Source organism: Runella limosa DSM 17973, from assembly GCF_000482465.1.
GTDB lineage: Bacteria > Bacteroidota > Bacteroidia > Cytophagales > Spirosomataceae > Runella > Runella limosa.
In genome coordinates, this window is record NZ_KI519421.1 from 26735 (window position 1) to 50278 (window position 23544).

Genomic DNA, 23544 nt, shown 5'->3' on the forward strand with positions numbered 1-23544 from the left:
TGTTAATCTTCAGGATAAGGGATAAAAATAAAGCCTGCAAAATCGCCTTGAATGACGAATAGACAGCAGTATTCGTCAGGGTTTTTATAGTTTTCTTTGAACAATTCGATGGATTCAAGACCTACGAGATTACGTTGAATAAATTCGTCTAACATAGAAGCTCGGTACGACCATTCGTTTTCTAGTTCGGTTTTTCCAATCAGCAATACGCCAAGTTCTATCTCTTTTTGTACCGCCACAAAAATAGGGTGTGTGGAAAAGCCTCGCTTCCGAATTTGATAGGAAGCTTCTTTTAGCTGGTCAGAAACCTTGACAAAATCTTGTGATACTATCCCCAAAAGCTGTTTGTTCACTTCGGGTGAATTAGCATCATCCATTAAGGTATTTTCGTTGCTGTGATTAATCATGATTTTTTGAATGTCGAAAGTAAAATTTCAGATTATTGAACAAAATCTGACTAGAGCCGTGCTGCCAATAACAAGCTAAGGTCTTTATGACGCATCGAAAACTTCTTTGCGATAAAAGGATTTGTCAATGTGCCACGGTGCGTATAAACTCCTTTACTAAACCAACGACGTGCGTACATCATTTCCTCAACGCCCCCTAACGAGCCCATTTTCAACAACATAGGCAAAAAAACATTGCTCAACGTAACACTTGCCGTGTGTGCCACCCGCGATGCAATGTTGGGCACACAATAATGAATGACGTCGTAATGTCGGTAAATCGGGTCTTTGTGGGTGGTAATACGCGAGGTTTCGATGCAGCCTCCTTGGTCGATAGACACGTCGATAATCACCGAGTTGGGTTTCATTTTTGAAACCATTTCTTCGGTAACAACGTAAATATTTTGACCGTCTTCGGGGCGCAGGGCGCCAATAACAACATCGGCCCGCTGCACAGCTTCCGAAAGCGTATCTGACTCAATAATCGACGTATAAATGTGCTGGCCGATGGCGTATTTCAGCCGTTGAAGGCGGTAAATGTGTTGGTCAAAAATTTTGATTTCTGCCCCAAGTCCCAGCGCTGTACGGGCGGCGTATTCGGCCACAGTTCCCGCACCGATGATTACCACTTTGGTGGGTGGAACTCCCGTAATTCCGCCCAAAATTATTCCTCTACCCTTGTTGGCACTACTCAAATACTCGGCGGCAATGAGCATGACGGTACTTCCTGCTATTTCGCTCAAAGAACGTATAACAGGCTGACCACCAGCAGGATCTTCGATGTATTCGTAGCCAAGCGCCGTAATATTTTTCTGATTGAGGTGTTCAAAATACGAACGGTCGCGGGTGGGAAGATTAAGCGCCGAAATAATGGTTTGGCCATTTTTCAGGATTCCAAACTCCTGCTCTACGAGGGGTTCAATTTTTAGGATTAAATCGCTCGTAAAAACCTCTTGGGGCGAAAACACAATCTGAGCTCCTGCTTCGCTGTATTCATTATCGGGAAACTGTGCTCCTTCTCCCGCTCCCTTTTCCACAACGACTCGGTGACCATTCCGTACCAAAATCGCCACTGCTTCGGGCGTCAGTGCAATGCGATTTTCTTGCAGAGATATTTCTTTTGGAAGCCCAATCAACAAGCTTTGTTGGCTTGTTTTGAGCGGGGCAAGCGCTTCTTGCGGATACAAAGCTGTTTGTTGCGCCAATTCGCCAAAACCCATCATGTCCAAATTAGTCGATTTACGTTTGTTGATTTATGCTTTTTTGAGAACTTCCAGCTTCCGAAACCCGTCTGGCAGGCTCGAAATATGGACTTCTACGTAACTTTCTGGTAAAAGTTCTTCGATTCGGTCGGGCCATTCAATCAAACAAATATAGCCAGAATCGAGGTATTCTTCAACCCCAATATCGTACGCCTCAGCCGTATTTTTTAGTCTATAACAATCAAAATGGTAAATCGTTTCCCCATCGGCGGTGATATATTCATTCACAATCGAAAACGTCGGACTTTGAACGTTATTCAGTACCCCCATGACCTTTCCTAGCGCCTTCACAAACGTTGTTTTTCCTGCTCCCATGGCCCCGTCCAATAGCCAAATGGTTTCGTTTCCACAAGCTTGCAGGACTTTGGCAGCCACCTGTTCGGTGTCTTCTAACCCAAAACGTTCGATACTCAACAATCTCATTTTAAAGTACGCCTTGTTTTTTAAGATCTTTGGTCAATTGCTCCATCAACAACCGATGTGCCTCAGGATTGGGGTGTCCATCGTACGTAAGCTGGTATTGTTTTGCTGGATAAGGAAATAACTTACGATAATCTAGCACCTTTATACCCCGCTCTTTCAACAATGCAGGCATAGGTGAATCCTTTTTCAAGGCATCGGGGTACAAAATCACGTAAAACTTATCGTTTTTAAACTGCTTTTTATACTCGTCTTCCGTTGCTTTGATCAAATTAGCCGTCAATTCGTAATCTTTCGGGCGATATACAAAAGGAAAATCCATCGCAAAATGCTGACGAACTTTACTTTTAAACAACATCATTCCAAAACGGTATTTCAAAGGGTGGGCAAACCGATAAACTCCTTGCGTTTGCATGGTTTTTTCATCAATATCGGGGAAATAGCCATCGTACATACCGATCCAACCTACTGACGGAATAGCTCGGTTGACGTGGTCTTCGATGTAGGTATAAATACCAATACCGTCTTTTTGAGCCACTTGTTGTGCAACATTTTGGTGCTGCAAACGCGCCAGTGCATGTCGCGGAGAATAACCAAAGAAGCCATAATTATACGCCTGAACGTCAGCGTTGTCTTTTTGGAAATAAAAGGGAATGGTTTCATTGTCCCGCACGGCATCTCCGTAGGTAAATGAGCACCCAAAAAATAACGCATATTTATTTCGCACAATCTGTGCAGAATCGGCAAAAGGCGTAATACGCCGCGAGAACGAATCAACCTTCATCGGAATCTGAATAAAAGGCTTTCCATCCAGCGTTTTGGCCCAAACAAAAGTATGGTTTGGAATGGGCTTGCGTCCTAAAAATTCGTCAAACGCATAGCTCGAATCATACGCAGGCCCAGCATACTGAGGCCCCGTTTGTGTGGTAGGTTGATTTTGACCCGCATCATGAATCCATCCAACAGTCGTTTCCACACCCAAAATCACCAGTACGACTGATACCACCGAAAGAAGGATATTTTGCAAAAGAGGTGATGAATTTCTGATGAGTAGCGACAACGCCACCAACGATACCGCCCAAGCAGCTACGCGAAAGCCAATCAGACGCAAATCGTAGTCAAACCAAACGCCGTCGCCGTTTCCCACAAAAAACTCAACCCCAATAAGCACCACTAACAACAGCGTCACTAGCGATATAAAAACCCCCAAGCGGGCAAGTAATGTCTTATTCTTTTCAAAAAATTGCATTCGTAAAAAGCTGTTCAAAATGAGCCCACAAAGGTACAAATTAATCCTACGCCCGCAGTCCTACTCACACGTATTTTATCCCCAACTTTACAGTAACTTTGTCGTAAAAAACGCTTCGGTAAGAAAGAAAACGCATTTTTAGTCGCATGAACTCACCACTTGACCCCGTTGTAAATGTTGGATTAATTGGATTTGGCCTTTCGGGACGGTACTTCCACGCTCCTTTTTTAGCCACAAATCCGCATTTTAAACTTTCAAAAGTTGTTACCCGCAACACCACTTCGGTCCACGATTTTGACCCAAATATTGCCGTTGTTGGCAGCGCAGAAGCGCTTTTGGCCGATTCAGAAATCGACTTAGTGTTTATTTGTACCCCCAACGACCTCCACTTCCCTTACGCAAAAGCAGCTTTGGAAGCTGGCAAACACGTTGTTATCGAAAAACCCTTTACCAACACAACTGCCGAAGCTGATATTTTAATTGCATTGGCGGCAGAAAAAGGACTTACGATTACGGCTTATCAAAACCGCCGTTGGGACTCCGACTTCCTGACAATACAGACGTTATTACGGGAAAATAAATTGGGTGATATCGTAGAGTACGAAGCTCATTTTGACCGTTTTCGCCCCGAAGTAGCCAAAGGCACCTGGAAAGAAGTGGCTTCGGCGGGCGCAGGCAATCTCTATAATTTAGGGCCTCATTTGATTGACCAAGCACTGGTACTTTTTGGCGCCCCCAAAAGCGTGACGGCCACAATCAAAATCATTCGTCCCGACGGAGAGACCGACGATTATTTTGACATTCAAATGAATTATGCAGATAAACGCGTCATTTTGAAAGCCAGTCTGATGGTATTCCAAAACGACCTTCGCTACATTATTCATGGCAGCAAAGGCAGCTTTTTTAAGTCAGGGTTGGATGTACAGGAAGAAACGCTTCGCAAAAATGCGCTACCTACTACTGAAGATTGGGGAAGCGAACCAGAAAAGCTTTGGGGAACACTTTATACCGAGGCAGGTGCTGAAATAATCCCAAGCCAAGCTGGGCATTATGCCCCTTTTTACGAAAATGTATATCAAGCCATTGTCAATAAAGTGCCATTAGAGGTGACGCCTCAACAAGCTCGAAATACCACCCGAGTGATGGAACTAGCCCTCGAAAGTAGCCAGTCTGGGAAAACAGTCGCTTTTGGGTAGCCTCTAGTTTACCTTCAACTTTAGACACGTTTAGGAATCAGGGGGAAAGTTTTTAACCCTGGTTCCTAAAAGATTATACCTTCAAAATAGACTCTCGCCCAATTTCTTTCACCGAGCGACAACCTGCCAAAGCCATAGTAAGATCAAAATCTGCTAGATAATTCGACACAACTTCTTTTACCCCTGCACTTCCGCCCAATGTAAGCCCATATACATACGGACGCCCCAAGCACACCGCCGTTGCTCCCAATGCCAGCGCTTTGAATATATCAGCGCCGCCACGTACACCGCTGTCGATAAGAATAGGCATACGCCCTTGCAGTGCCTCAGCAATCAGCGGCAGCACGTCCATCGTCGCAACGGCACCATCTACTTGCCGACCACCATGGTTGGATACCACAATCCCATCTAAGCCATAATCTAGGGCTTTCAGTGCATCATCGGGATGAAGAATTCCTTTCAATAAAATGGGCAGTTTTGTGCGTTTCCGTAAATAACCCAAGTTTTCCCACGTCAACGATGGCCGTGTATAAATATCTATAAACTTTTTGACGGCTTTGCGGGGATAACCCGATGTAGCGTTTTGCCAAAAATTACCTGGATAATGGCTAATCGCGCTAAAAAGGGTACGAATGGCGTCAAAAGTGATGGTTGGTTTAGGCGTAGGTGCGGCGTCTGGCTCGTCTAACAACTTTCTAAACACGGGGTCAGAAGTATATTGCGCAATACCAAGCCCGTGTATAAAAGGCAAATAAGCCAATTCTAAATCTTGGGTTCTCCATCCCAAAAGGGTCGTGTCGAGGGTAACAACAATTGCTTCGCAGCCTGATTTTTCAGCCCGCTCTACAAAACTCGCCACAAGCTCATCCGACTTACTCCAATACAACTGAAACCAGTGTGGTTGCGAACCCATCGCCTCCGCGCATTGCTCCATCGGCACCGACGCTTGATTGGAAAAAATATAGGGAATTCCTAGCGCTGCTGCTGCCTTAGCGACCCCCAAATCGGCCTCAGGATGAACCATTTCCAGTACACCAATGGGCGAGAGCAAAAGTGGGTAAGGGAGTTTTCGACCAAACAAGTTAATACTGGTATCTCGTACCGACACATCGCGGAGCATTCGAGGCAGTACCCGCCATCGTTCAAAAGCCGCACGGTTTTGGGCTATGGTACTACCGTGGCCTGCTCCTCCCCCAATATACGCAGCCGCTTTGGGCGACATAGCACCAAGGGCTTTTTTTTCTAGAAGGGCATTATCAACAGGAATCGCCGAAACCAAACCCGATGCACCGTCGAGGTATATCTTTTTTTGACGCTCAAATCCATTCATTTGCTCAGTAGGGAATGCCTATTTTCTTATAAATGAAGTGCATAAGCCACGCGGGACCAATCATTAAAAATTGTAAATCTTTGAAAAACGAGGGCTTTTTTCCCTCCACTTTATGCCCCCAAAATTGCCCTATCCACGCTATAACAAAAATCGCAACCGATACCTTCCAAAGTGTAAAGCCTTGATTTTCTATTTGTTGTGCCAAGTACAAACAAAACCCAGAAAAGAACAAAAGCCCAATGGCGAGGGTTACCGACAGGCGGAAATAGTAAATACTTACAAAAGCTAAAATCAAAATCGCAAGGTTTAGCTGGAGCGTTTCGGTAATGGCAAAAGGTAGCTTTACGCTGTACAATAAACCTACGATACTAAAAAAGATGGCAGGAACACATATCCAATGTACAAGCTTGTTGGTAGGGTTTTGGTGGCTTTCTCCGTACTCATTTAGCCAAGAATCAATGGTTCTCATAAATCAAAAAAGGTTGGTTTTAGTCTTTTCAAATATATAACTTTTTTCTGAAAATTTTAGACATTTCCGTCCATTTCAAGAAATCAGCAATAGCATCTGATATAGACCTTGAAGGCAATCGAATTTGTTTCGATAGTCAATCATTTAAACCAAACATCTCCCGATAATATCTCGATTTTTAAATATTACCTCGAACGTCACATTGAAGTAGATGGCGACCATCATAGTCATTTAGCGATTCAAATGACCGAAAACTTGTGTAGCACCAATGCTGCCTTTTGGCAAGAGGCCGAAGAAGCCGTGGTAGCCTCTTTAGAACAAAGACTCGCGCTTTGGGAAGGAGCCTACCACGACATTTTGGCTAAAAAAAGTGAGTTAGCAATCAATGTTTAGGGCAATCGCAGGCATTGCGTTTACGAAATAGCCCCCACATAAAGCCTTTACGTTGGCGGTTTCGTTTCTTCTTACGCAGCGTTTTCGCATCAGAAGCAGCTTCAATGGTCGTCATTTTGGCCATCGAAGCTGTTTTTGCTTGGGCGGTTGGCAATTCAAGAATTAACCCAAAAAGCATCAATAAAAATATCTTTTTCATGTCAAAAATTTATAATCAGTCTTCTATTTACCAACGTCTGCGACTGCCTCTATGGTATTGATAACGTCCACGACTTTCGTAACGATGCGGCGGGCGGTATCGTGGTGGGGCTACGTAAACCCGAGGGCGATACGCAGGCGGCGGCGGCACTACCCGAACGTAAGGGCGGGGTGCATAATAAGGATCATAATACCGCGAACGGTATCCTCCTGAATAAAAACAGCTACTTAAAACGGTAGTAAGCACCAAAAAGGTGGCTAAAAGTGTGAATCGGGTTTTCATAGCTTATTAGATTAATTTGTTTCCACTAAATTAACGTTTTCCAACGAATTTTAATGCAAAGACAATCCAAAAAGTATTTACCCCTATATGACCTGCATCATACCATGATGGGTTACTTTCTCTTAGATTAGAATATCTTACAAAACGTAGGGTGTATCACGCCGTTTCAAAAACATTCTGTGCTTATGAAAAAGTATTGGGCTCTTAAAATAGCCGTTTGGCTCGTAGTTCTACTTACTCTTTACAATACAACTGTAATCATGGCTCAACACCCCCTGCTGAGTGATTCAGTTTATAAAACCTTCGGAACTGGGGTGCCAGCCCTACCACCTGCAAAAGTAAGAATAGGGTATGTCGTTCCCTCCAACCGCACACCTCAACCCCACTATAAGGAAAATCTTCAATTCGCGATTGAAATGGCGCAAATGTGGTACCGTAACAACATGCTCCAAAACGGCTTCGGGTCAAAAACGTTTATTTATGAAACCGAAGAAGAGTCTCCAAGGCCCAAAATTCACTTAGTCAATGTCCCAGAAACCGATGATTACTTATGGGGAGGAAATGGGAATGTGCTTTTTGAACGAACAAAGGTCGCTGCCAAAAATGTAGGATTAACCGTAGATTTTGAGGGAGAGTTATGGATATTAATTCCCGAAACGCACGTACAAAACCCCGATGGCAGTTTTTACGGCGGTTTGGCTTTGGGAGGTGGAGGAGGAAGTGGGAAAAATTCGGGATTAATGCAGCTAGGAAGTACCGTTATACAATTATTTAACCCTCAACGACTACTGGATAACACCCCTTATGCTGGCCAAACGGTACCCGAATGGGGGCCTTATCCCTTGGTGCAAAGTACCTCTTTTATGTGGTTTGAAGGGGAAACCTTCAGTTCGGTCGCATCGTCCTATTTAGGGGCCTTGTGCCACGAGATGGGACATGCTTTCGGGCTCAATCACGATGCGCGCCACGACAATAATGCCTTTGGGGGATTAATGTATAACGGATTAAGGGGAATACGTGGGAGTTTTTTTCCAACACTTTACCCTAAAGATTACACCAGATTGGAATATGGTTCATCGGTTCAGCTGAACGAAAGCCATTACTTCAACCGAATCAAAACCGTAAATTCTGCCCCAAGTCTCACTATACTAACTTCCAACATCCTGTCGCCTGTTGATGGATTACTCAATATAAGTTTCAACGCAGAAGATACTGACAGCGTTTCGTACGCTCAATTATTTGACTACCAAGGCAATACTATTGATGAGTTGGTATTTAAAAAATCGACCTCGAATCCTACCTCGGTAATGGCCACGTTTAAAACCCCTTATTATACGGCAGGGCAGAACAATTCTTTTTATATTTCAGTGTGTGATCGGCAAGGAAATCGGAAGGTCTCTTCTGCCTTTACCCTCAATGTAACTGAGGGAAATCAGGCTCCCAAGCCCTTTTTAAAACTTCTGTACCCTACAACTGCAAACACAGAACAATTTACTCGATTTGACGCAACAACAACTACAGACCCCAACAGCGACTCCTTCACGGTTGAATTTGACGTCAACAATGATGGCATTTTTGATACACCTCCTCTGAACGCTCACTATTTCGATTATATAATCCCTCAGCAAGGCCCTTATCTTTCTCGTATTCGGGTAACTGATGCGCACGGTGCTTCGGCCATTTCAAGTCCGATTAGCGGAAATTATGGAAATACCTGCGGCGTAGATGCACCTACAATCAGCGGCATCCCTGAGGTTTGTCCAGGTTCGTCGGTCACATTAACTGCGTATGGTTGTTATGGTACCTATTTATGGACTACGGGTGAGACTAGCTCTTCCATTATAGTCGCACCTCATGCTAACACAAACTACTCCGTCGCATGCACGTATGGCTGTAACAGTCTGACAAGTGCGCCTTTTACAGTGTCAATCATTACCAATACTGTTTCACTTACAGGTACGAACACATCAGGAATTGAACGGACAGCTGGTACGCTTATTTCCACGCAAAATATACCTAATAAAACAAATGGATTATATATAGCCAATAATAGCGTTACGTTGTTGCCAGGCTTTCAGGCACAAAGAGGAAGTACATTTAGAGCCCTCCTAAAAGGATGCAGTGAGCCAATAGCCCACATTGACAATATTTATGCGGGGGGCGGGGCAACTCAAACTATTTCAGTTTTGAATAATGATCAAAACCCCGATGGTACAGCAGTAACGAATCTAACTCAAATTTCGTTACCTACCCTTGTCACTACGCCTACCAAAGGTACAGTAACGGTCAATCCGAATGGCAGCCTCAATTACTTTTCCAACGAAAAAAGTGGAACCGATAGCTTTGTTTATTCCATTTGCAATCGAAGCAATCTCTCTTCCTGCTCAGAAGCGCAAGTAACAGTCAATTTACAACCCTACTTTTCTCCACTTTCCAATAGCAGCTTTGAAGACTCCGTAAGCTTTGTGAGTAGTACTTTAACCCTGCCTTGGTTAAAAACAGGTTGGAAACTTAGCCAAGGCGTATTTTCATGGCTCAGAGGGCAAGGGAGAAATGGCTCAAATTGCATCAAAATATATACAGGCCCCGCCTATGGCTCAGTACAAAGCAATGACCTACAAGTGTATCAGACCATTAGAGTAATACCCTATACTAATTATATTTTAAAAGGTTGGATCAAAACCCAGGACATCACTATTCAAACGAATTCGAATGGAGTGGGAGCTAATTTGAGTGTAGTTACAAGCACGAGTAATCCTAGTTTCCCCCCTCGCAGTAAAGACTTAAAAGGCACCAACGACTGGACATTGATACAGCTTCCTTTCAACTCGGGTGATGGATACATAAAAATCACTTGTCGTTTGGGTTTTACTTCAGGTGATTGTGAAGGAACCGCTTATTTTGATGATTTAACGCTAGAAATGTTAAAATAATTGAAAAAATTTGACCCCGTTGCACTCACTTGCAGCATTTAGATAAATTTATTCTGAGTAAAATTTGTACAAATTGGAATCGTACGATGTTGTAATTATGTCACAATAACAAAAAAGCCGCTACGAATTTTCATCGTAACGGCTTGATAATCAGTGTAGCGGGGAGCAGGATCGAACTGCCGACCTTAGGGTTATGAATCCTACAAATTATGGTTTAATATGGATTCATACACTTCAATATGTGCTGATTATCAGTAATTTACAAAACTATCATATTAGATGAATCCATAAAAAAATGCCATTTGTTGTACCTATGTTGTACCAAATTTTTTGTATCTTTGTTTACTGAGTTTAGAACCTGCGAACAAAATTTCTATTTTTTTATGGCATCTTCATTAAAAATTGTGCTTCGCAAAAAGAAGAACAATGACGGCACCTATCCGTTGGCTCTACGCGTTACGGTTAATCGCAAAACCACCTATATTTATTTAGGGCATAACTTGAAAGAATCTGATTGGGATGCAGTAAATCAAAAAGTGAAAAAATCTTACCCTAATGCAGTTCGTTTAAATCATTTCATTCTACAAAAGAAAACTGAAATTAGTGACAATTTACTAACGGTAAAAAGTCAGACAAAGGAAGTCGTTTTAAGTACAGTGCGTAAAACGATGGCACCTACCACGGAAGCCAGCTTTTTTGAACAAGCTACTCTTTTCATAGATAATATGCACAAAGCAGGTAAGTACAATCGAGTAAAAACAGACCAAACACGCATAAATCATTTTCGGGACTTTCTCAAAGGCAAAGATATTCCCTTTTCAGAGATTACAGTTCCACTACTTAACCGCTATCAAGCATTTCTTAAAGGGAGCAGAGGCATTTCTGAGCGAACTATTGTCAACCACCTTCTAATCATTCGTACAATTTACAATCAGGCCATTAAAGGCGGTTTAGTCGATAACAAAGCTTACCCTTTTGGCAAAGGAAAAATAGCCATCAAATTTCCTGAGTCAGTAAAAATTGGTCTTTCGCCCGAAGAGGTAAAGATAATTGAAGAACTAGACCTATCCGAAAACGACTACTTTCATCACGCGCGTAATATTTGGCTATTCTCATTTTATTTTGCTGGCGTTCGTATATCCGATGTATTACGTATGAAATGGTCTGATTTGCAGAATGATCGACTTTACTACGCGATGGGTAAAAACCTCAAAGCTGGGTCACTTAAAGTACCCGAGAAGGCGCTGCGGATTATTAACCAGTATCGAATGGATGAAAAGAAAAACGATTTAATTTTTCCTGAACTCAAAGTCTTGAATGACTTGAATGATACTTACAATGTGCAACGTAAAATATCATACGCCGTTAAACGCTTAAATAAAGCTTTGCTGCATGTGGCAAAGCAAGCAAATATCACCAAACCGCTCACCATGCATATTTCCCGTCACACCTTTGGGAATATATCAGGCGAAAAAATTCCAGTGCAGATGCTGCAAAAACTGTATCGTCATTCCAGTGTAATAACCACCATTGGATACCAAGCCAACTTTATCAATAAAACCGCTGACGATGCCTTGGAAGCTGTAATTGGAAGTTAAAGAAGAATTTAAGAAATTACCCTTACCCGTTAAAGGGTGTTATTTGAGCCTCCAAATTATCTATTCCAACACCCATAGATACGATTGAACACCCAAGTTTCAATACCGTCACAGCAGCATTATAACGACAATGCAGTACCAATCTAATTTTACAACGCAACAGACGGATGAGGCTTTGGATAAAGTGTTGAATGGATCACTTGACTGAAACTACCAAAGCAGCACCCTGACGACGACGCAGTATTAATCTAATTAGACGGGTGGTCCTTTGGATAAAGTATTGAATATGTAGGCTTAACCTTCAAATTTACTTCTTTTGCAACGCCCGCTTATAGCTTGGGCGCGCCTCCTTTAAATATGACCTTAATACACTGTATTTGTATCAAATGCATTAGCTGTTCGCTGCATTATGGTATAAATGGATTGCGGGCTCCGTAATAGCAGGAAGGATTATCAATCATAAAGTTTTAAATTTTAGAGGTTTTACTTAACCAAATTTGCTTACTTTGGGGTTTAACCTATTGTGATTTGATGCAAATGCAGACTTTGCAAGCCTGATTACTTAGGTAATAATCAAAAACAATACATTAATTACTGGAATTGCCTCTTATGCCCGAAAATACCCACCCTGATCGCCTCGATATGGCAAGCACCGACATGGTGAAGCATAATATAGACGCTCTGGCAGCACTGTTTCCTAATTGCGTTACCGAAACCGCCGAAGGCAAAGCCGTTGATTTTGACTTGCTTAAGCAGGAGCTCAATCATCAAATTATTGAAGGGAATAAAGAGCGTTACCGCTTGGAGTGGCCAGGTAAGCGCGAAGCAATTGTAACAGCTAACCTTCCTACGACTAAAACCCTACGCCCAGTACGGGAAGATTCAGTTGATTTTGACAATACCGAGAACCTCTATATTGAAGGTGATAACTTAGAAGTACTAAAGTTGCTGCAGGAAAGTTACTTTGGAAAGATCAAGATGATCTATATTGACCCTCCCTATAATACAGGCAATGACTTTGTATATAAGGATAATTTTACACAGGATAGCGATGAATTTAAAGAGGAAAGCGGTTTAGTGAATGAGCTTAACCAACGTTTGGTAGTGAATCCTGAAACTTCTGGGCGCTATCATTCTGATTGGTTGACCATGATGTATCCACGCTTGAAATTAGCCAGAAATCTATTGACTGATGATGGAGTAATTTTTATTTCAATTGATGATAACGAAGTACACAATCTGCGTAAATTTTGTGATGAAATTTTTGGGGAAGGGAATTTTATCAGCACAATTACTTGGGAAAAAAGGTACAGCCCTCAAAACGCCGTTCAATGGTTTTCAGAAGCCCATGATTTTATTTTAGTATATGCTAAAATGAAAGAAATATGGCACCCAAATCTCTTAGAGCGTTCTGATGAAATGAATGCACGATATAGAAATCTCGATAATGATCCGCGAGGAGATTGGAAACCCACAGATGCAACAGCACAGGCAGGCCATGGGACAGCCTCGCAGTTTTATGAATTAATCGCACCCAATGGGCAAACATTTCAGCCACCCACAGGACGTTGTTGGGTTTATACTAATGATAGGATGCAAGAAATGATTGCAGATAATCGTGTTTGGTTTGGCAGCGAGGGGAAAAGCGCTCCCGCTATAAAGCGATTTTTAACTGAGGTAAAACAAGGGGTAGCTTGTCAAACAATTTGGAAGTATGAAGATGTAGGACACAATCAAGAAGGAAAAAAAGAAATAAAAACTTTATTTCCGGAAGCTGTTCCATTTGACACACCAAAACCAACCCGTTTAATTAATAGGATTGTTAAGCTATCAACCCGTAATGATAGTAATGACATTATCTTAGACTTTTTCTCTGGCTCCGCTACCACTGCACATGCTGCAATGCAGATTAATGCAGAAGATGGAGGCAGCCGTAAATTTATAATGGTTCAGCTACCAGAAAGTATAGATGAAAAAAGTGATTCATACAAATCTGGATTTGAAAACATTTGTGAAATAGGAAAAGAGCGAATTCGCAGAGCAGGCAAGAAAATCAAAGAAGAAATTCTTAATAAGAAATCAGGACAACTAAATTTTGAGGCAGAAGAGCCAAGAAATTTGGATACAGGTTTCCGTGTATATCGTCTGGATGAAAGCAATATGCAGGATGTATATTATCGTCCCCAAGACTATAATCAGGCACAGCTGGATATCTTTGCGGATAACATTAAGTCAGATCGTACCGCTGATGATTTATTAGCTCAGGTAATGCTGGACTGGGGTTTGCCCCTTTCTTATAAAATTGAACCGCTCACCGTTGCTGGGAAACAGGTATTTCAGGTGGCGCAAAACTCCTTAATCGCTTGTTTTGATAATAATATCGACGAAGCATTCGCAAAAGAAATTGCAGCATACACACCCATGCGTATCGTATTCCGGGATAAAGGATTTAAAGATGACACTGCCAAAGAAAATGTACGGCAGTTATTAAAACAACTGAGTCCTGACACTGAAATGCGCGTGATTTAAGCTATGAAATTACAATTTAAAGAACAGGATTTTCAGATTCAGGCCGTCAGGGCGGTGACGGATTGCTTCGCGGGACAGCCCAGAGAAACCAATCGCTTTACCCTTGAAAAGAGCCGAGAGCTTATCCGTAAAGCTAAAGCCGCCAGCATCGGTCAAATAGATCTGGATATGGCAGTAATGGAGACGATTGGGTACCGTAACCGTCCCATTCAGATTACAGAAGAGCAACTGCTGGAAAATATAAAACTGGTACAGGGCAAAAACGATATACAGGAAAGCGATAAGCTGGAGCGACCCAAAGGGCTAAAGCTTGGCTATAACCTAACCATTGAAATGGAAACGGGTACGGGTAAAACCTATACCTATATCCGCACCATGTACGAACTGCACCGGCAATATGGTTGGAGCAAGTTTATCATTATTGTGCCCAGCATAGCCATCCGTGAAGGGGTGTATAAATCCTTTGAAGTTACACAGGACCATTTTCAGGAATTATATGGGCACCGTATCAGTCCGTTTATTTATAATTCAGGCCGCCCGCAGGATATTGAAAACTTTGCATCTGACAGCCGTATCAGCGTAATGATTATCAATACGCAGGCATTTAATGCAAAAGGCAAAGATGCCCGGCGAATTTATATGGAACTGGATCAGTTTGCATCCAGGCGTCCAATTGAAATCATTGCTCAGACCAACCCAATCCTGATTATTGATGAGCCACAGTCAGTAGATGGTGATCGGACATTGGAAAGTATGCAGGATTTTCGTCCGCTGTTTACCTTACGCTATTCGGCTACCCATAAAAATGAGTATAACAAAGTATATAGGCTGGACGCCCTTGATGCTTATAATAAAAAGCTAGTCAAAAAAATTCAGGTTAAAGGAATCAACTTAAAAGGCGGTACAGGTACCGCTGGGTATCTGTATCTGGAACAGATTTATTTATCCACCGGTAAACCGCCCGTTGCCGTTATTGAATACGAAAAGCGAAGCGGAACGACGGTAAAGCGTATCCGCCAAAAGCTGGAAAAAGGGGCCAATCTCTTTGAGCTTTCTGGCGAAATGCCTCAATATAAGAACTGGACTATTCAGGAAATAGATGGGTATTTTAACAAAATTATTGTCAATGGGCAGGAAATTATAGCTGGTGAGGCCATTGGCGACCTGGATGAGAAAGCTTTTCGGCGCATTCAAATACGTGAAACCATTATTTCACATTTCAGCAAAGAGCGCGATCTTTTTGAAAAGGGTATTAAAGTCTTATCACTCTTCTTTATTGACTCCGTTGAAAAATATCGGATCTATGATGAGAACGGCGAACAAAAGCTGGGAGAGTACGCTCAGATTTTTGAAGAAGAATATAACCTCTTACGTAATGATTATATAGATCTGTTTCATCAGGACTATAATCAATATATATACGAAACAGATCCCGGTCATATTCACAAGGGTTACATGCCCGAGGGCTATGTACAGTATTTGCAACGCGATGACGTTGAGCGTATTCACAACGGCTATTTTTCGATTGATAAAAATAAGAAACTTATTGACCCGACTTTAAAGCGGGGAAAAGAAGAAACTGACGATATTAATGCTTATGACCTGATTATGAAGGACAAAGAGCGGCTGTTGAGTTTCGATGAACCCACACGGTTTCTATTTTCACACTCTGCTTTAAAGGAAGGCTGGGATAACCCCAACGTGTTCCAGATTTGTACGCTGAAACATTCTGATGCCACTATTCGCCGTCGTCAGGAAGTAGGACGGGGAATGCGTCTGTGCGTAAACAGTCATGGTATCCGTCAGGATTATGAAACCGTAGGTGAGCAGGTCCACGATATTAATAAGTTGACGATTGTAGCCTCCGAAAGTTATGAGGTATTTGCGAAGGGGCTGCAAAGTGAAATTGCGGAAACGTTGAAAGATCGCCCACAAAAAGCCACCGCAGAGTTTCTTTCTGGCCGCCTATTGACGGATGGGAACGGGAATCAGCTTCGTATCACGGCAGACGAAGCTAAAAAGCTGAACAAGTTTTTATACAAGCATGACGTGCTTGATGATGATGATAAAATTACCACAGAAGGCCGTCTGCTTATTGAACAGAATACAGTCCCGGTTCCTGCTAATCTTGAGCCGTTCCGTGATAGCTTAACCCGCTTATTGAAGTCGGTATATACCGGTGAGGTACTGATTCCTGAAAATGACCGAGATAACATTACGCTCAGCATTAACTCTAATTTTTATAAAAAGGAATTTCAAGAACTTTGGAATAAAATTAATTTGAAGTCGATTTATGAAGTTCAGTTTGATTCTGAGAAATTGATAAAGGATGCTAAAAACCGTATCAATGCAGATTTGCACATTGCAGAACGAACCTATGAAGTCAGAAGCGGCGAGCTCAAAGAAACCAACAAGGAAGAGTTAGTACAAAGAGAAGGTTTTAAAGAAACAGCCCGTGAAAATAAAAAGTTAAAATCCGACATTTACACCAACACAGTTTATGACATCGTGGGTGAAATTGTGAAGATCACGAATTTGACCCGCCGTACCGTCGTAGAGATTCTTAAAGCAATTAACCCAGGTAAGTTTCTTTTGGTACGCAAAAACCCCGAAGAGTTTATTGCTAAGTCGGCGAAGTTAATCAATGAAGTGAAAGCAAGCCTGATTATCAATAACATTGTCTATCATAGGACTGAAGAGCGACATGACGCCAAAACGGTCTTCACTAATGATAAATCAGCCATTCGCCAATCGGAATTTCTGAAAAAGCATATTTATGATTATTTAACAACCGACTCCAAAACGGAGGCTCGGTTTGCAGAAGCGCTTGAAAACAGCAATCATGTGTTTGTGTATGCCAAATTGCCGAAGAGCTTTTACATCACGACGCCAGTCGCTAATTATAGTCCAGATTGGGCCATTGTGTTTGATAAGGACTCTGTTCGGCATATTTATTTTGTGGCTGAAACCAAAGGTTCTGATTCAAATTTAGAGTTAAGGGAAATCGAAACCCTCAAAATTCATTGCGCTGGCGAGCACTTCAAAGCTATCAGCGGCCAAGAGGTGCAGTTCTCAAAAGTGAACAGTTATGAGCAGATGTTGGAAATTGTACAGGTGAAGTGAGAAAAAACTCTATCTCTTGATAAGCGGTAATAATAAATGAAACTCTTTGATAACATTAATAATCGTTTAGGCGATGACCTTAGAAGCGAAATAAGAAAAGGGAGCAAATTATCCATTGCAGCCTCCAGTTTCTCCATTTACGCGTTTGAGGCGCTTAAAAAAGAACTAAAAAGTATTGAATCTTTGGAGTTCATATTTACTTCGCCAACTTTTATTCAGGAAAAATTACAGAAGGAATCCAGAGAGTTTTACATTCCCCATATTCTAAACGAAGCGAATCTTTGCGGAGGCGAATTTGAAGTACGTCTCAAGAACGAGATGAACCAAAGAGCCATCGCAAGAGAATGTGCACAATGGGTAAAGGAAAAGGTTATTTTCAAATCAAATAAGCAGGTAAGCATACCATTAAACGGGCTTATTCATGTCCAAAATCAAAATAATGATGGGGCAGCCTATGTGAATTTGACAGGTTTTACCACGGCAGATCTAGGATTTACGCCTAAAAAGGGCTTTCCAACGCTTATTCAAAAAACGGAATATCCTCAAAGCAACGCGTATCTTGAATGGTTTAATGAAGTTTGGGAAAATCAAGAGAACCTAAAAGATGTCACACAGTCTGTTCAGCGGTATTTTGAAAGTGCTTACAAAGAAAACAGTCCTGAGTTTATCTATTTTGTTACCTTATACAATCTGTTTCAGGATTTTCTCAATGACCTTTCTTTAGGAAATTTACCTAATGAAAGTATTGGTTTTAAAGATACTGTTATTTGGAATAAGCTTTATAATTTTCAACAGGACGCGGTGATTGGCGCGATCAATAAGCTTGAAAAATATAACGGGTGCATTATCGCGGACAGCGTGGGTTTAGGAAAGACTTTTACAGCTTTGGGCGTTATTAAATACTATGAGAAGCGAAACAAAGATGTTTTGGTGCTTTGTCCGAAGAAACTGGAAGCCAACTGGAATACGTATCGTCACAATGATAAGAATAATGTCCTTGCTAAGGATAAATTTAGCTACGACGTTCTCTTCCATACCGATTTATCGCGCGATAAAGGTATAAGCAACGGTCGTAACCTTGAAAGTGTCAATTGGGGAAATTATGGTTTGGTCGTTATTGATGAATCTCATAATTTCAGAAACAATAACACTATTGTAGGTAAAGAAAATCGTTATCAGAAACTGCTCAGGAAGGTTATTCAGGAAGGCATTGAAACAAAGGTGCTGATGCTATCAGCAACTCCGGTGAATAACCGTTTCAATGATTTAAGAAATCAGTTGGCGTTGGCCTACGAAGGAGTATCAGATACCATAGATGAAAAGCTGGATACCGAGCAGGGAATAGAGTTGGTATTCCGAAGAGCACAGCAGGCCTTTAATACCTGGTCGAAGTATCCTACGGAAAAAAGAACTTCTGAGCGTCTATTGGAAATGCTTGACTTTGATTTTTTTGAGATACTGGACAGTTTAACCATTGCCCGTTCCCGCAAACATATTACTACCTATTACGATACCACGGCTATCGGTAAATTTCCGGTACGCAATAAGCCTATCTCTATTCATAGCGGCTTGAAAGAAGGAGAAGGTATTAATTATAAAAAGATTGCTGATGCGTTGGAGTTCTTAAACCTATCAGTTTACTCTCCGTTAAATTATATAATGCAAAGCAAAATACCTGCTTATGCCGAACGCTATGATAAGAAGGTAAAGTCAGGAACTTTTACCCAACAGGATCGCGAGAAAAGCTTACAGCTTTTGATGAGGATCAACCTGCTCAAACGTATAGAAAGCTCGGTAGATTCTTTTATTCTAACGCTACAAAATATTAAAAAACTTATAGTAGAGGCAATTACGGCTGTTTCTAAAGAAAACGCGGAAACCGTTTCTGGCATTCATGCAGATTTATCATCCGAGGACTTTGATTGGGAAACCGAATGGGGAGAAGAAGAAAACATATTTGGTAATAAAGTTAAAGTGCATATCGCTGATATGGATGTTATTAGATGGAGTGAGGATTTATCAGCAGACTTACAGGTTATTGATGATTTGCTCGCCGAAATTACCACGTTAAGAGGGCAGGAAGATCTGAAATTAAAAAAACTCAAAGAGCTGATTTCGGATAAAATTCAAAATCCGATTAACCCTGGAAATAAAAAAGTCATCGTTTTTACCGCCTTTGCAGATACTGCCAATTACCTTTACACGCATTTAAAAGAGTATTTGAAAACAAATCATGGCGTAAATACAGCACTCATTACTGGTTCCAAACGCCTATCTTCATCAAAAGAAATACCGTCTGATTTGAATGCCTTGTTGACTTGTTTTTCACCGGTATCAAAAGGAAAAGGCATTATATTCCCTTCTATTAAAGAAGAAATTGATGTACTTATTGCCACCGATTGTATTTCAGAAGGGCAAAACTTGCAGGACTGCGACTACCTTGTAAATTATGATATTCACTGGAATCCAGTTCGTATCATCCAGCGTTTTGGCCGTGTAGACCGTATCGGCTCCATTAACAGTAATATCACCATGGTTAATTTCTGGCCGGATGTCACTTTAGACGCCTATATTAATCTCAAACAGCGCGTAGAAAACAAAATGTTGATCAGTAACCTGGCCAGTACGGGTGATGACAATATTTTAAATACCGATGAGAAAGACCTAGAGTATCGCAAAATACAGCTACGTAAACTTCAGGAAGAGGTGGTAGATCTTGAAGATTTGCGCGAAGGGGTCAGTATTACTGATTTAGGGCTTAATGATTTCAGAGTTGACTTATCTCACTTTATTAAAATTTATGGCGATTTAAAGTCGCTCCCTAATGGCCTGCACGCCGTAACTCAATCGTTAGATGACGAAAAAAAAGGTGTTATTTATGTTCTGAGAAATACAAATAATTCGATTAATATAGATAAGCTTAACCGATTAGCTCCCTATTACTTGGTGTATGTACTAGATAATGGTCAGATTCTGCACGGCCATTTAGATGCAAAAAAAACATTGGATATGATTCGTGTGCTTTGCAAAGGTAAAACAGAACCCCTTGAAATGCTTTGTGTACAGCTCAGTCAGGAAACCCGAGACTATAGAAATATGCAGGCGTACACCCATTTATTGCAGAAAAGTATTGGCTCAATACTGAAAACAGAAGAAGAAAAGGATGTTTTAAGTTTGTTTAAGGCAGGGGGAACAACTGCTTTAGGAGCCTCAATCAAAGGAGCGGAAGATTTCAACCTCGTCACTTTTATCGTTGTGAAGTAATGAGCTATTTCAAGTTGCCCGAAACTACTAAAGTTGAAAGGATCATTCCCAAAAATTCTTTCGATGCATATATAAATGCAAAACAAAAGAAAAAATTTGTCGATTTGATAGAGCGTATCCGCTGGGCGAATAAACTTAGCTTTGAAACAATAAATCTGAGTGGAGAGGAAATTCAGGAAATTCAGGTTTTTACTCTTGAATTGCGTGCAAGGGATGGTTTTGACGAGATTTTAGACATCATTAATAAGGCAATTCCATACCCAATCATATTCTTTGTCGAATACAAAGAGCAGTTTTTAATCTCTGCCTGTCGAAAACATCCTCATCCATTAAATGAAGATAACACGATTATTGACTGGGTTTTTAAAAGCGATTGGATAGCGTTCAATAATAGCCCATTTGAGTTGCGTTTAAAGAAAAATTTGGATTTTGTGTATTTCGATTTATGCAGGCAGTTAGCACGTAAGTCAGAAAAAATAAAGAGTTTAGCAGAACTATGCGAGCATGAGCAAAAAATAAAGCAGCTGACCTCTGCAATTCATAAGCTTGAAACTACAATTTCTAAGTCTAAGCAGTTTAATAGGAAAGTTGAGTTGAATCTGGAATTGCAATCCATGAAAAAGGCCCTTGGTTTACTTGTAGAAAATGGATAGATATTGCATATGTTGAAAGTATTTGTCTTTTAAGTTCATCGAACATTGGAAGCCGATAGTTTATTCCCTCCAGCATCAATCAAAACTATGCTTTTTTCATTTTCTAATTCTAATTCTTTTAAAACGTTCTTTATTTTTATATATTCAGTTTCATCAAAGTATAGAATAACTTTTATGCTTTTTTTAGTGTTAGAAGCACTTTCATAAATTTTAGTTTGATTTTGTAAATTCATTTTTAACTTCGAGTTAGAAGCTAATTTGAATTCCACGAGGACTTTATTATTTGCTCCATAGGAAATGGCATAGTCTACAGGACCGCGCCCATTATTTACTTCACGATTAACGTCATAAGGCGATGAATACCAGGTAAGGCGATAAATTACCTGTAAATCTGCCTCACGTTTAATTGGATTGCCCTTATAATAAAATAGTTTATAGCCATCTTTATTCTCGATTACATCCTTTAAAAATTTAATTCTGTCTAATGCTTCATCATAAGAATTCTTTTGTTTGTATTCGTAAAATGTTGTTTCTTTACTCAGGATTTTAATTAGAATTTTTACATTCTCACTAAAAATGGTTTCGACTTCCTGGACTTTCTGATCTGAAATGCTGATAGCATTTTCAGAGTTTTCTTCTTTTATTTTTATATAATAATCAATAATTTCAGGAAACTTTAAAATAGTTTCATTAATTGCTGTCGCCAAATCTTTTTGAGGAATAGGTTTTTCTCTGCGTCTTCTTCCTTTTCCAACATATACTGGCGGAGGTAACTTCGTTCTGTAAAAATTGAAAATTTCCTCTCTGAGCTGGCTATTAGGAATAGAATTGCAAATCCCTGTAAAATCCCCCTGAAGATCATTGCTATTTATCCAGTTTTCATCCTTGGTTAATAAATCTTTTGGCGTAAGAATAACATAGTCTCTATCAAATACAGGTAAAAGATACGTTTTAGCCATCCACTTTTCAATCTCGTAATTGAAGTAGGCTTTTTCAACTGTACATAGTTTGACTTGATTAGCTTGCAGGAATTGTTTTGCAAATGATTCCGTGTATTCAAGTAAAAATGATTTTATTAGATTGCAAGTGAAATCGCTGATATTATCTTTGCCAACACCTATTTGAAATAGAGCAGCTTTTTCTAAATGGGAAGTTTGGGAAATTGGTTCTTTATAAATATCATCAAATATAACGTGCATATATGAAGACATGGCACGACCAAATTTTTTCCCCAAGCCACTTCCGCTATTGCCAAGAAGGCTAAAACCTAACCAATTTTGCTTGACTTCAGAAAATTTATACCAAGACTCTATCTCTATGTCTGTAATAGAGCCTCTTTGGGATTTAGATTGAAGAAATGAAAGGTATCTAAGTATTCCATCATGTAAAATTTTATACTCAGGTTTGTCACTTCCATATAACAAAAAAGGGTCAATAAAAAGTGGAAGGTCATTAATTAGCGATATATCAAAAGCACCGTAAGTTTCTAAAACTTCGGGATCAATATTGAAATAATCTGAAAAATATACCATAATATGAGCCAATGAACAATCATCAAAACAGCATTAATTTCATTATATTGTTTGATTAAATACTTTCAACTTTATATCGTTGCCAAATTCTACCGCTAGACAACTTATTTATTTGATGATTTACAAACAGCCACTGAGTAGCTCGATCAACTCTTTTGTGAGAATGGATAAAACTCTGGTGTAAAACCAATCAAAATTATTTTAGTTTGAAAGTAATGGAGTTTCAGTAAGCCAGCAAATAAATCGTCCTATATTTATCGAGCGGTAAGTGGTCGAAAGGGATAAGTGTTAACATATTCTATGTTGTCAAGTAAACAAAACACAAAAATTGACAAATTGCTACATTTGCAGAATGATAAGTGTCGCTCAAAAAATAGCCAAAACGATAAAGAACATGCCCGAAAGGGTAATTTTTGGTTATCCATTGGCCAGGAAGAGTTTAGAATCGGTAGCCAAGATACTGGAACGGTTGCAGAAGTGGGGCTTAGTTAGCAGGGCCTCTAAAGGGCGCTTTTATAAGCATAAAATGACCGTTTTTGGTCAAAAACGACTTAATTAGGCGGAGTTACTTAAACTTATCTGTACCAAAATGGACAATGCATGGCCTACATCACGGGCATAAGGCTCTATAATGAACTGGGGTTGACCACCCAGATACCAGCCGAT

Annotated in this window: 17 protein-coding genes; 8 read left to right on the forward strand and 9 right to left on the reverse strand. The window is 40.6% G+C overall.

The features are described 5' to 3' along the window. Positions 1-2: 2 nt before the first annotated feature. From K339_RS0115925 to K339_RS0115940, 4 genes are read right to left on the reverse strand one after another with little or no spacing between them, the layout of a single operon-like run. Positions 3-407, reverse strand: a complete 405-nt coding sequence (locus tag K339_RS0115925; RefSeq protein ID WP_028524481.1) for a hypothetical protein — start codon at positions 405-407, stop codon at positions 3-5. A 50-nt stretch (positions 408-457) separates the two neighbouring features. Then, positions 458-1669 carry an alanine dehydrogenase gene (locus tag K339_RS0115930; RefSeq protein WP_028524482.1) on the reverse strand — a complete coding sequence of 404 codons (1212 nt, stop codon included), beginning with the start codon at positions 1667-1669 and terminating at the stop codon, positions 458-460. Positions 1670-1699: 30 nt separating this feature from the next. After that, a complete protein-coding gene (tsaE, locus tag K339_RS0115935; protein ID WP_051398045.1) occupies positions 1700-2131 on the reverse strand; it encodes a tRNA (adenosine(37)-N6)-threonylcarbamoyltransferase complex ATPase subunit type 1 TsaE in 432 nt (143 codons plus the stop codon). A gap of 1 nt (position 2132) precedes the next feature. Beyond that, on the reverse strand, positions 2133-3377 hold the full coding sequence (locus K339_RS0115940) for an SGNH/GDSL hydrolase family protein (protein ID WP_028524484.1): 1245 nt from the start codon (positions 3375-3377) through the stop codon (positions 2133-2135). 146 nt (positions 3378-3523) lie between these two features. Here K339_RS0115940 and K339_RS0115945 point away from each other — a divergent pair, with 146 nt between their 5' ends. Continuing rightward, positions 3524-4573, forward strand: a complete 1050-nt coding sequence (locus tag K339_RS0115945; protein WP_028524485.1) for an oxidoreductase — start codon at positions 3524-3526, stop codon at positions 4571-4573. Positions 4574-4646: 73 nt separating this feature from the next. Here K339_RS0115945 and K339_RS0115950 read toward each other — a convergent pair whose 3' ends face one another. Both K339_RS0115950 and K339_RS0115955 read right to left on the reverse strand, forming a co-directional pair. Continuing rightward, the gene (locus K339_RS0115950; protein WP_028524486.1) at positions 4647-5903 is read right to left on the reverse strand and encodes a lactate 2-monooxygenase; all 1257 of its coding nucleotides are present in this window, start codon (positions 5901-5903) and stop codon (positions 4647-4649) included. 4 nt (positions 5904-5907) lie between these two features. Next, positions 5908-6372, reverse strand: coding sequence for an Mpo1 family 2-hydroxy fatty acid dioxygenase (locus K339_RS0115955; protein WP_028524487.1), 465 nt, complete (start codon positions 6370-6372; stop codon positions 5908-5910). A 108-nt stretch (positions 6373-6480) separates the two neighbouring features. On the opposite strand from K339_RS0115955, the gene K339_RS0115960 reads away from it, so the two are divergent. Then, positions 6481-6765: a DUF3050 domain-containing protein gene (locus K339_RS0115960; protein ID WP_028524488.1), complete on the forward strand. Its 285-nt coding sequence runs from the start codon at positions 6481-6483 to the stop codon at positions 6763-6765. On the opposite strand, the gene K339_RS0115965 is transcribed toward K339_RS0115960, so the two are convergent. Continuing rightward, positions 6755-6964 (reverse strand): hypothetical protein, encoded by a 210-nt coding sequence (locus tag K339_RS0115965; RefSeq protein WP_028524489.1) that lies wholly within the window; start codon positions 6962-6964, stop codon positions 6755-6757. The two genes, K339_RS0115960 and K339_RS0115965, sit on opposite strands and share 11 nt — an antisense overlap. 27 nt (positions 6965-6991) lie before the next feature. Next, positions 6992-7246 carry a hypothetical protein gene (locus K339_RS37165; RefSeq protein WP_157607615.1) on the reverse strand — a complete coding sequence of 85 codons (255 nt, stop codon included), beginning with the start codon at positions 7244-7246 and terminating at the stop codon, positions 6992-6994. A gap of 185 nt (positions 7247-7431) precedes the next feature. Here K339_RS37165 and K339_RS0115970 point away from each other — a divergent pair, with 185 nt between their 5' ends. The 6 genes from K339_RS0115970 to K339_RS0115995 all read left to right on the forward strand — a co-directional run bounded on the left by K339_RS0115970 (position 7432) and on the right by K339_RS0115995 (position 21346). After that, a complete protein-coding gene (locus K339_RS0115970) occupies positions 7432-10179 on the forward strand; it encodes a 3-coathanger stack domain-containing protein (RefSeq protein ID WP_037300790.1) in 2748 nt (915 codons plus the stop codon). A 383-nt stretch (positions 10180-10562) separates the two neighbouring features. Then, entirely contained in the window at positions 10563-11777 is a 1215-nt protein-coding gene (locus K339_RS0115975) for a site-specific integrase (RefSeq protein WP_028524491.1), read from the forward strand. Positions 11778-12386: 609 nt separating this feature from the next. Beyond that, positions 12387-14306, forward strand: a complete 1920-nt coding sequence (locus tag K339_RS0115980) for a site-specific DNA-methyltransferase (protein WP_084332231.1) — start codon at positions 12387-12389, stop codon at positions 14304-14306. Between the two features lie 3 nt (positions 14307-14309). Beyond that, positions 14310-17429, forward strand: coding sequence for a type III restriction-modification system endonuclease (locus K339_RS0115985; RefSeq protein WP_028524493.1), 3120 nt, complete (start codon positions 14310-14312; stop codon positions 17427-17429). Positions 17430-17465: 36 nt separating this feature from the next. Then, positions 17466-20693: a helicase-related protein gene (locus tag K339_RS0115990; RefSeq protein ID WP_028524494.1), complete on the forward strand. Its 3228-nt coding sequence runs from the start codon at positions 17466-17468 to the stop codon at positions 20691-20693. After that, a complete protein-coding gene (locus K339_RS0115995; protein ID WP_028524495.1) occupies positions 20693-21346 on the forward strand; it encodes a DUF4391 domain-containing protein in 654 nt (217 codons plus the stop codon). Before K339_RS0115990 ends, K339_RS0115995 begins: the two co-directional genes overlap by 1 nt. 35 nt (positions 21347-21381) lie before the next feature. On the opposite strand, the gene K339_RS0116000 is transcribed toward K339_RS0115995, so the two are convergent. After that, positions 21382-22878 (reverse strand): DUF8370 family protein, encoded by a 1497-nt coding sequence (locus tag K339_RS0116000; RefSeq protein ID WP_028524496.1) that lies wholly within the window; start codon positions 22876-22878, stop codon positions 21382-21384. Positions 22879-23544: the final 666 nt, after the last annotated feature.

Coding starts and splice junctions, on each gene's coding strand:
- K339_RS0115925 (WP_028524481.1), bottom strand. CDS start 407: ATGATTAATCACAGCAACGAAAATACCTTAATGGATGATGCTAATTCA.
- K339_RS0115930 (WP_028524482.1), bottom strand. CDS start 1,669: ATGATGGGTTTTGGCGAATTGGCGCAACAAACAGCTTTGTATCCGCAA.
- tsaE (WP_051398045.1), bottom strand. CDS start 2,131: ATGAGATTGTTGAGTATCGAACGTTTTGGGTTAGAAGACACCGAACAG.
- K339_RS0115940 (WP_028524484.1), bottom strand. CDS start 3,377: ATGCAATTTTTTGAAAAGAATAAGACATTACTTGCCCGCTTGGGGGTT.
- K339_RS0115945 (WP_028524485.1), top strand. CDS start 3,524: ATGAACTCACCACTTGACCCCGTTGTAAATGTTGGATTAATTGGATTT.
- K339_RS0115950 (WP_028524486.1), bottom strand. CDS start 5,903: ATGAATGGATTTGAGCGTCAAAAAAAGATATACCTCGACGGTGCATCG.
- K339_RS0115955 (WP_028524487.1), bottom strand. CDS start 6,372: ATGAGAACCATTGATTCTTGGCTAAATGAGTACGGAGAAAGCCACCAA.
- K339_RS0115965 (WP_028524489.1), bottom strand. CDS start 6,964: ATGAAAAAGATATTTTTATTGATGCTTTTTGGGTTAATTCTTGAATTG.
- K339_RS37165 (WP_157607615.1), bottom strand. CDS start 7,246: ATGAAAACCCGATTCACACTTTTAGCCACCTTTTTGGTGCTTACTACC.
- K339_RS0115970 (WP_037300790.1), top strand. CDS start 7,432: ATGAAAAAGTATTGGGCTCTTAAAATAGCCGTTTGGCTCGTAGTTCTA.
- K339_RS0115975 (WP_028524491.1), top strand. CDS start 10,563: ATGGCATCTTCATTAAAAATTGTGCTTCGCAAAAAGAAGAACAATGAC.
- K339_RS0115980 (WP_084332231.1), top strand. CDS start 12,387: ATGCCCGAAAATACCCACCCTGATCGCCTCGATATGGCAAGCACCGAC.
- K339_RS0115985 (WP_028524493.1), top strand. CDS start 14,310: ATGAAATTACAATTTAAAGAACAGGATTTTCAGATTCAGGCCGTCAGG.
- K339_RS0115990 (WP_028524494.1), top strand. CDS start 17,466: ATGAAACTCTTTGATAACATTAATAATCGTTTAGGCGATGACCTTAGA.
- K339_RS0115995 (WP_028524495.1), top strand. CDS start 20,693: ATGAGCTATTTCAAGTTGCCCGAAACTACTAAAGTTGAAAGGATCATT.
- K339_RS0116000 (WP_028524496.1), bottom strand. CDS start 22,878: ATGGTATATTTTTCAGATTATTTCAATATTGATCCCGAAGTTTTAGAA.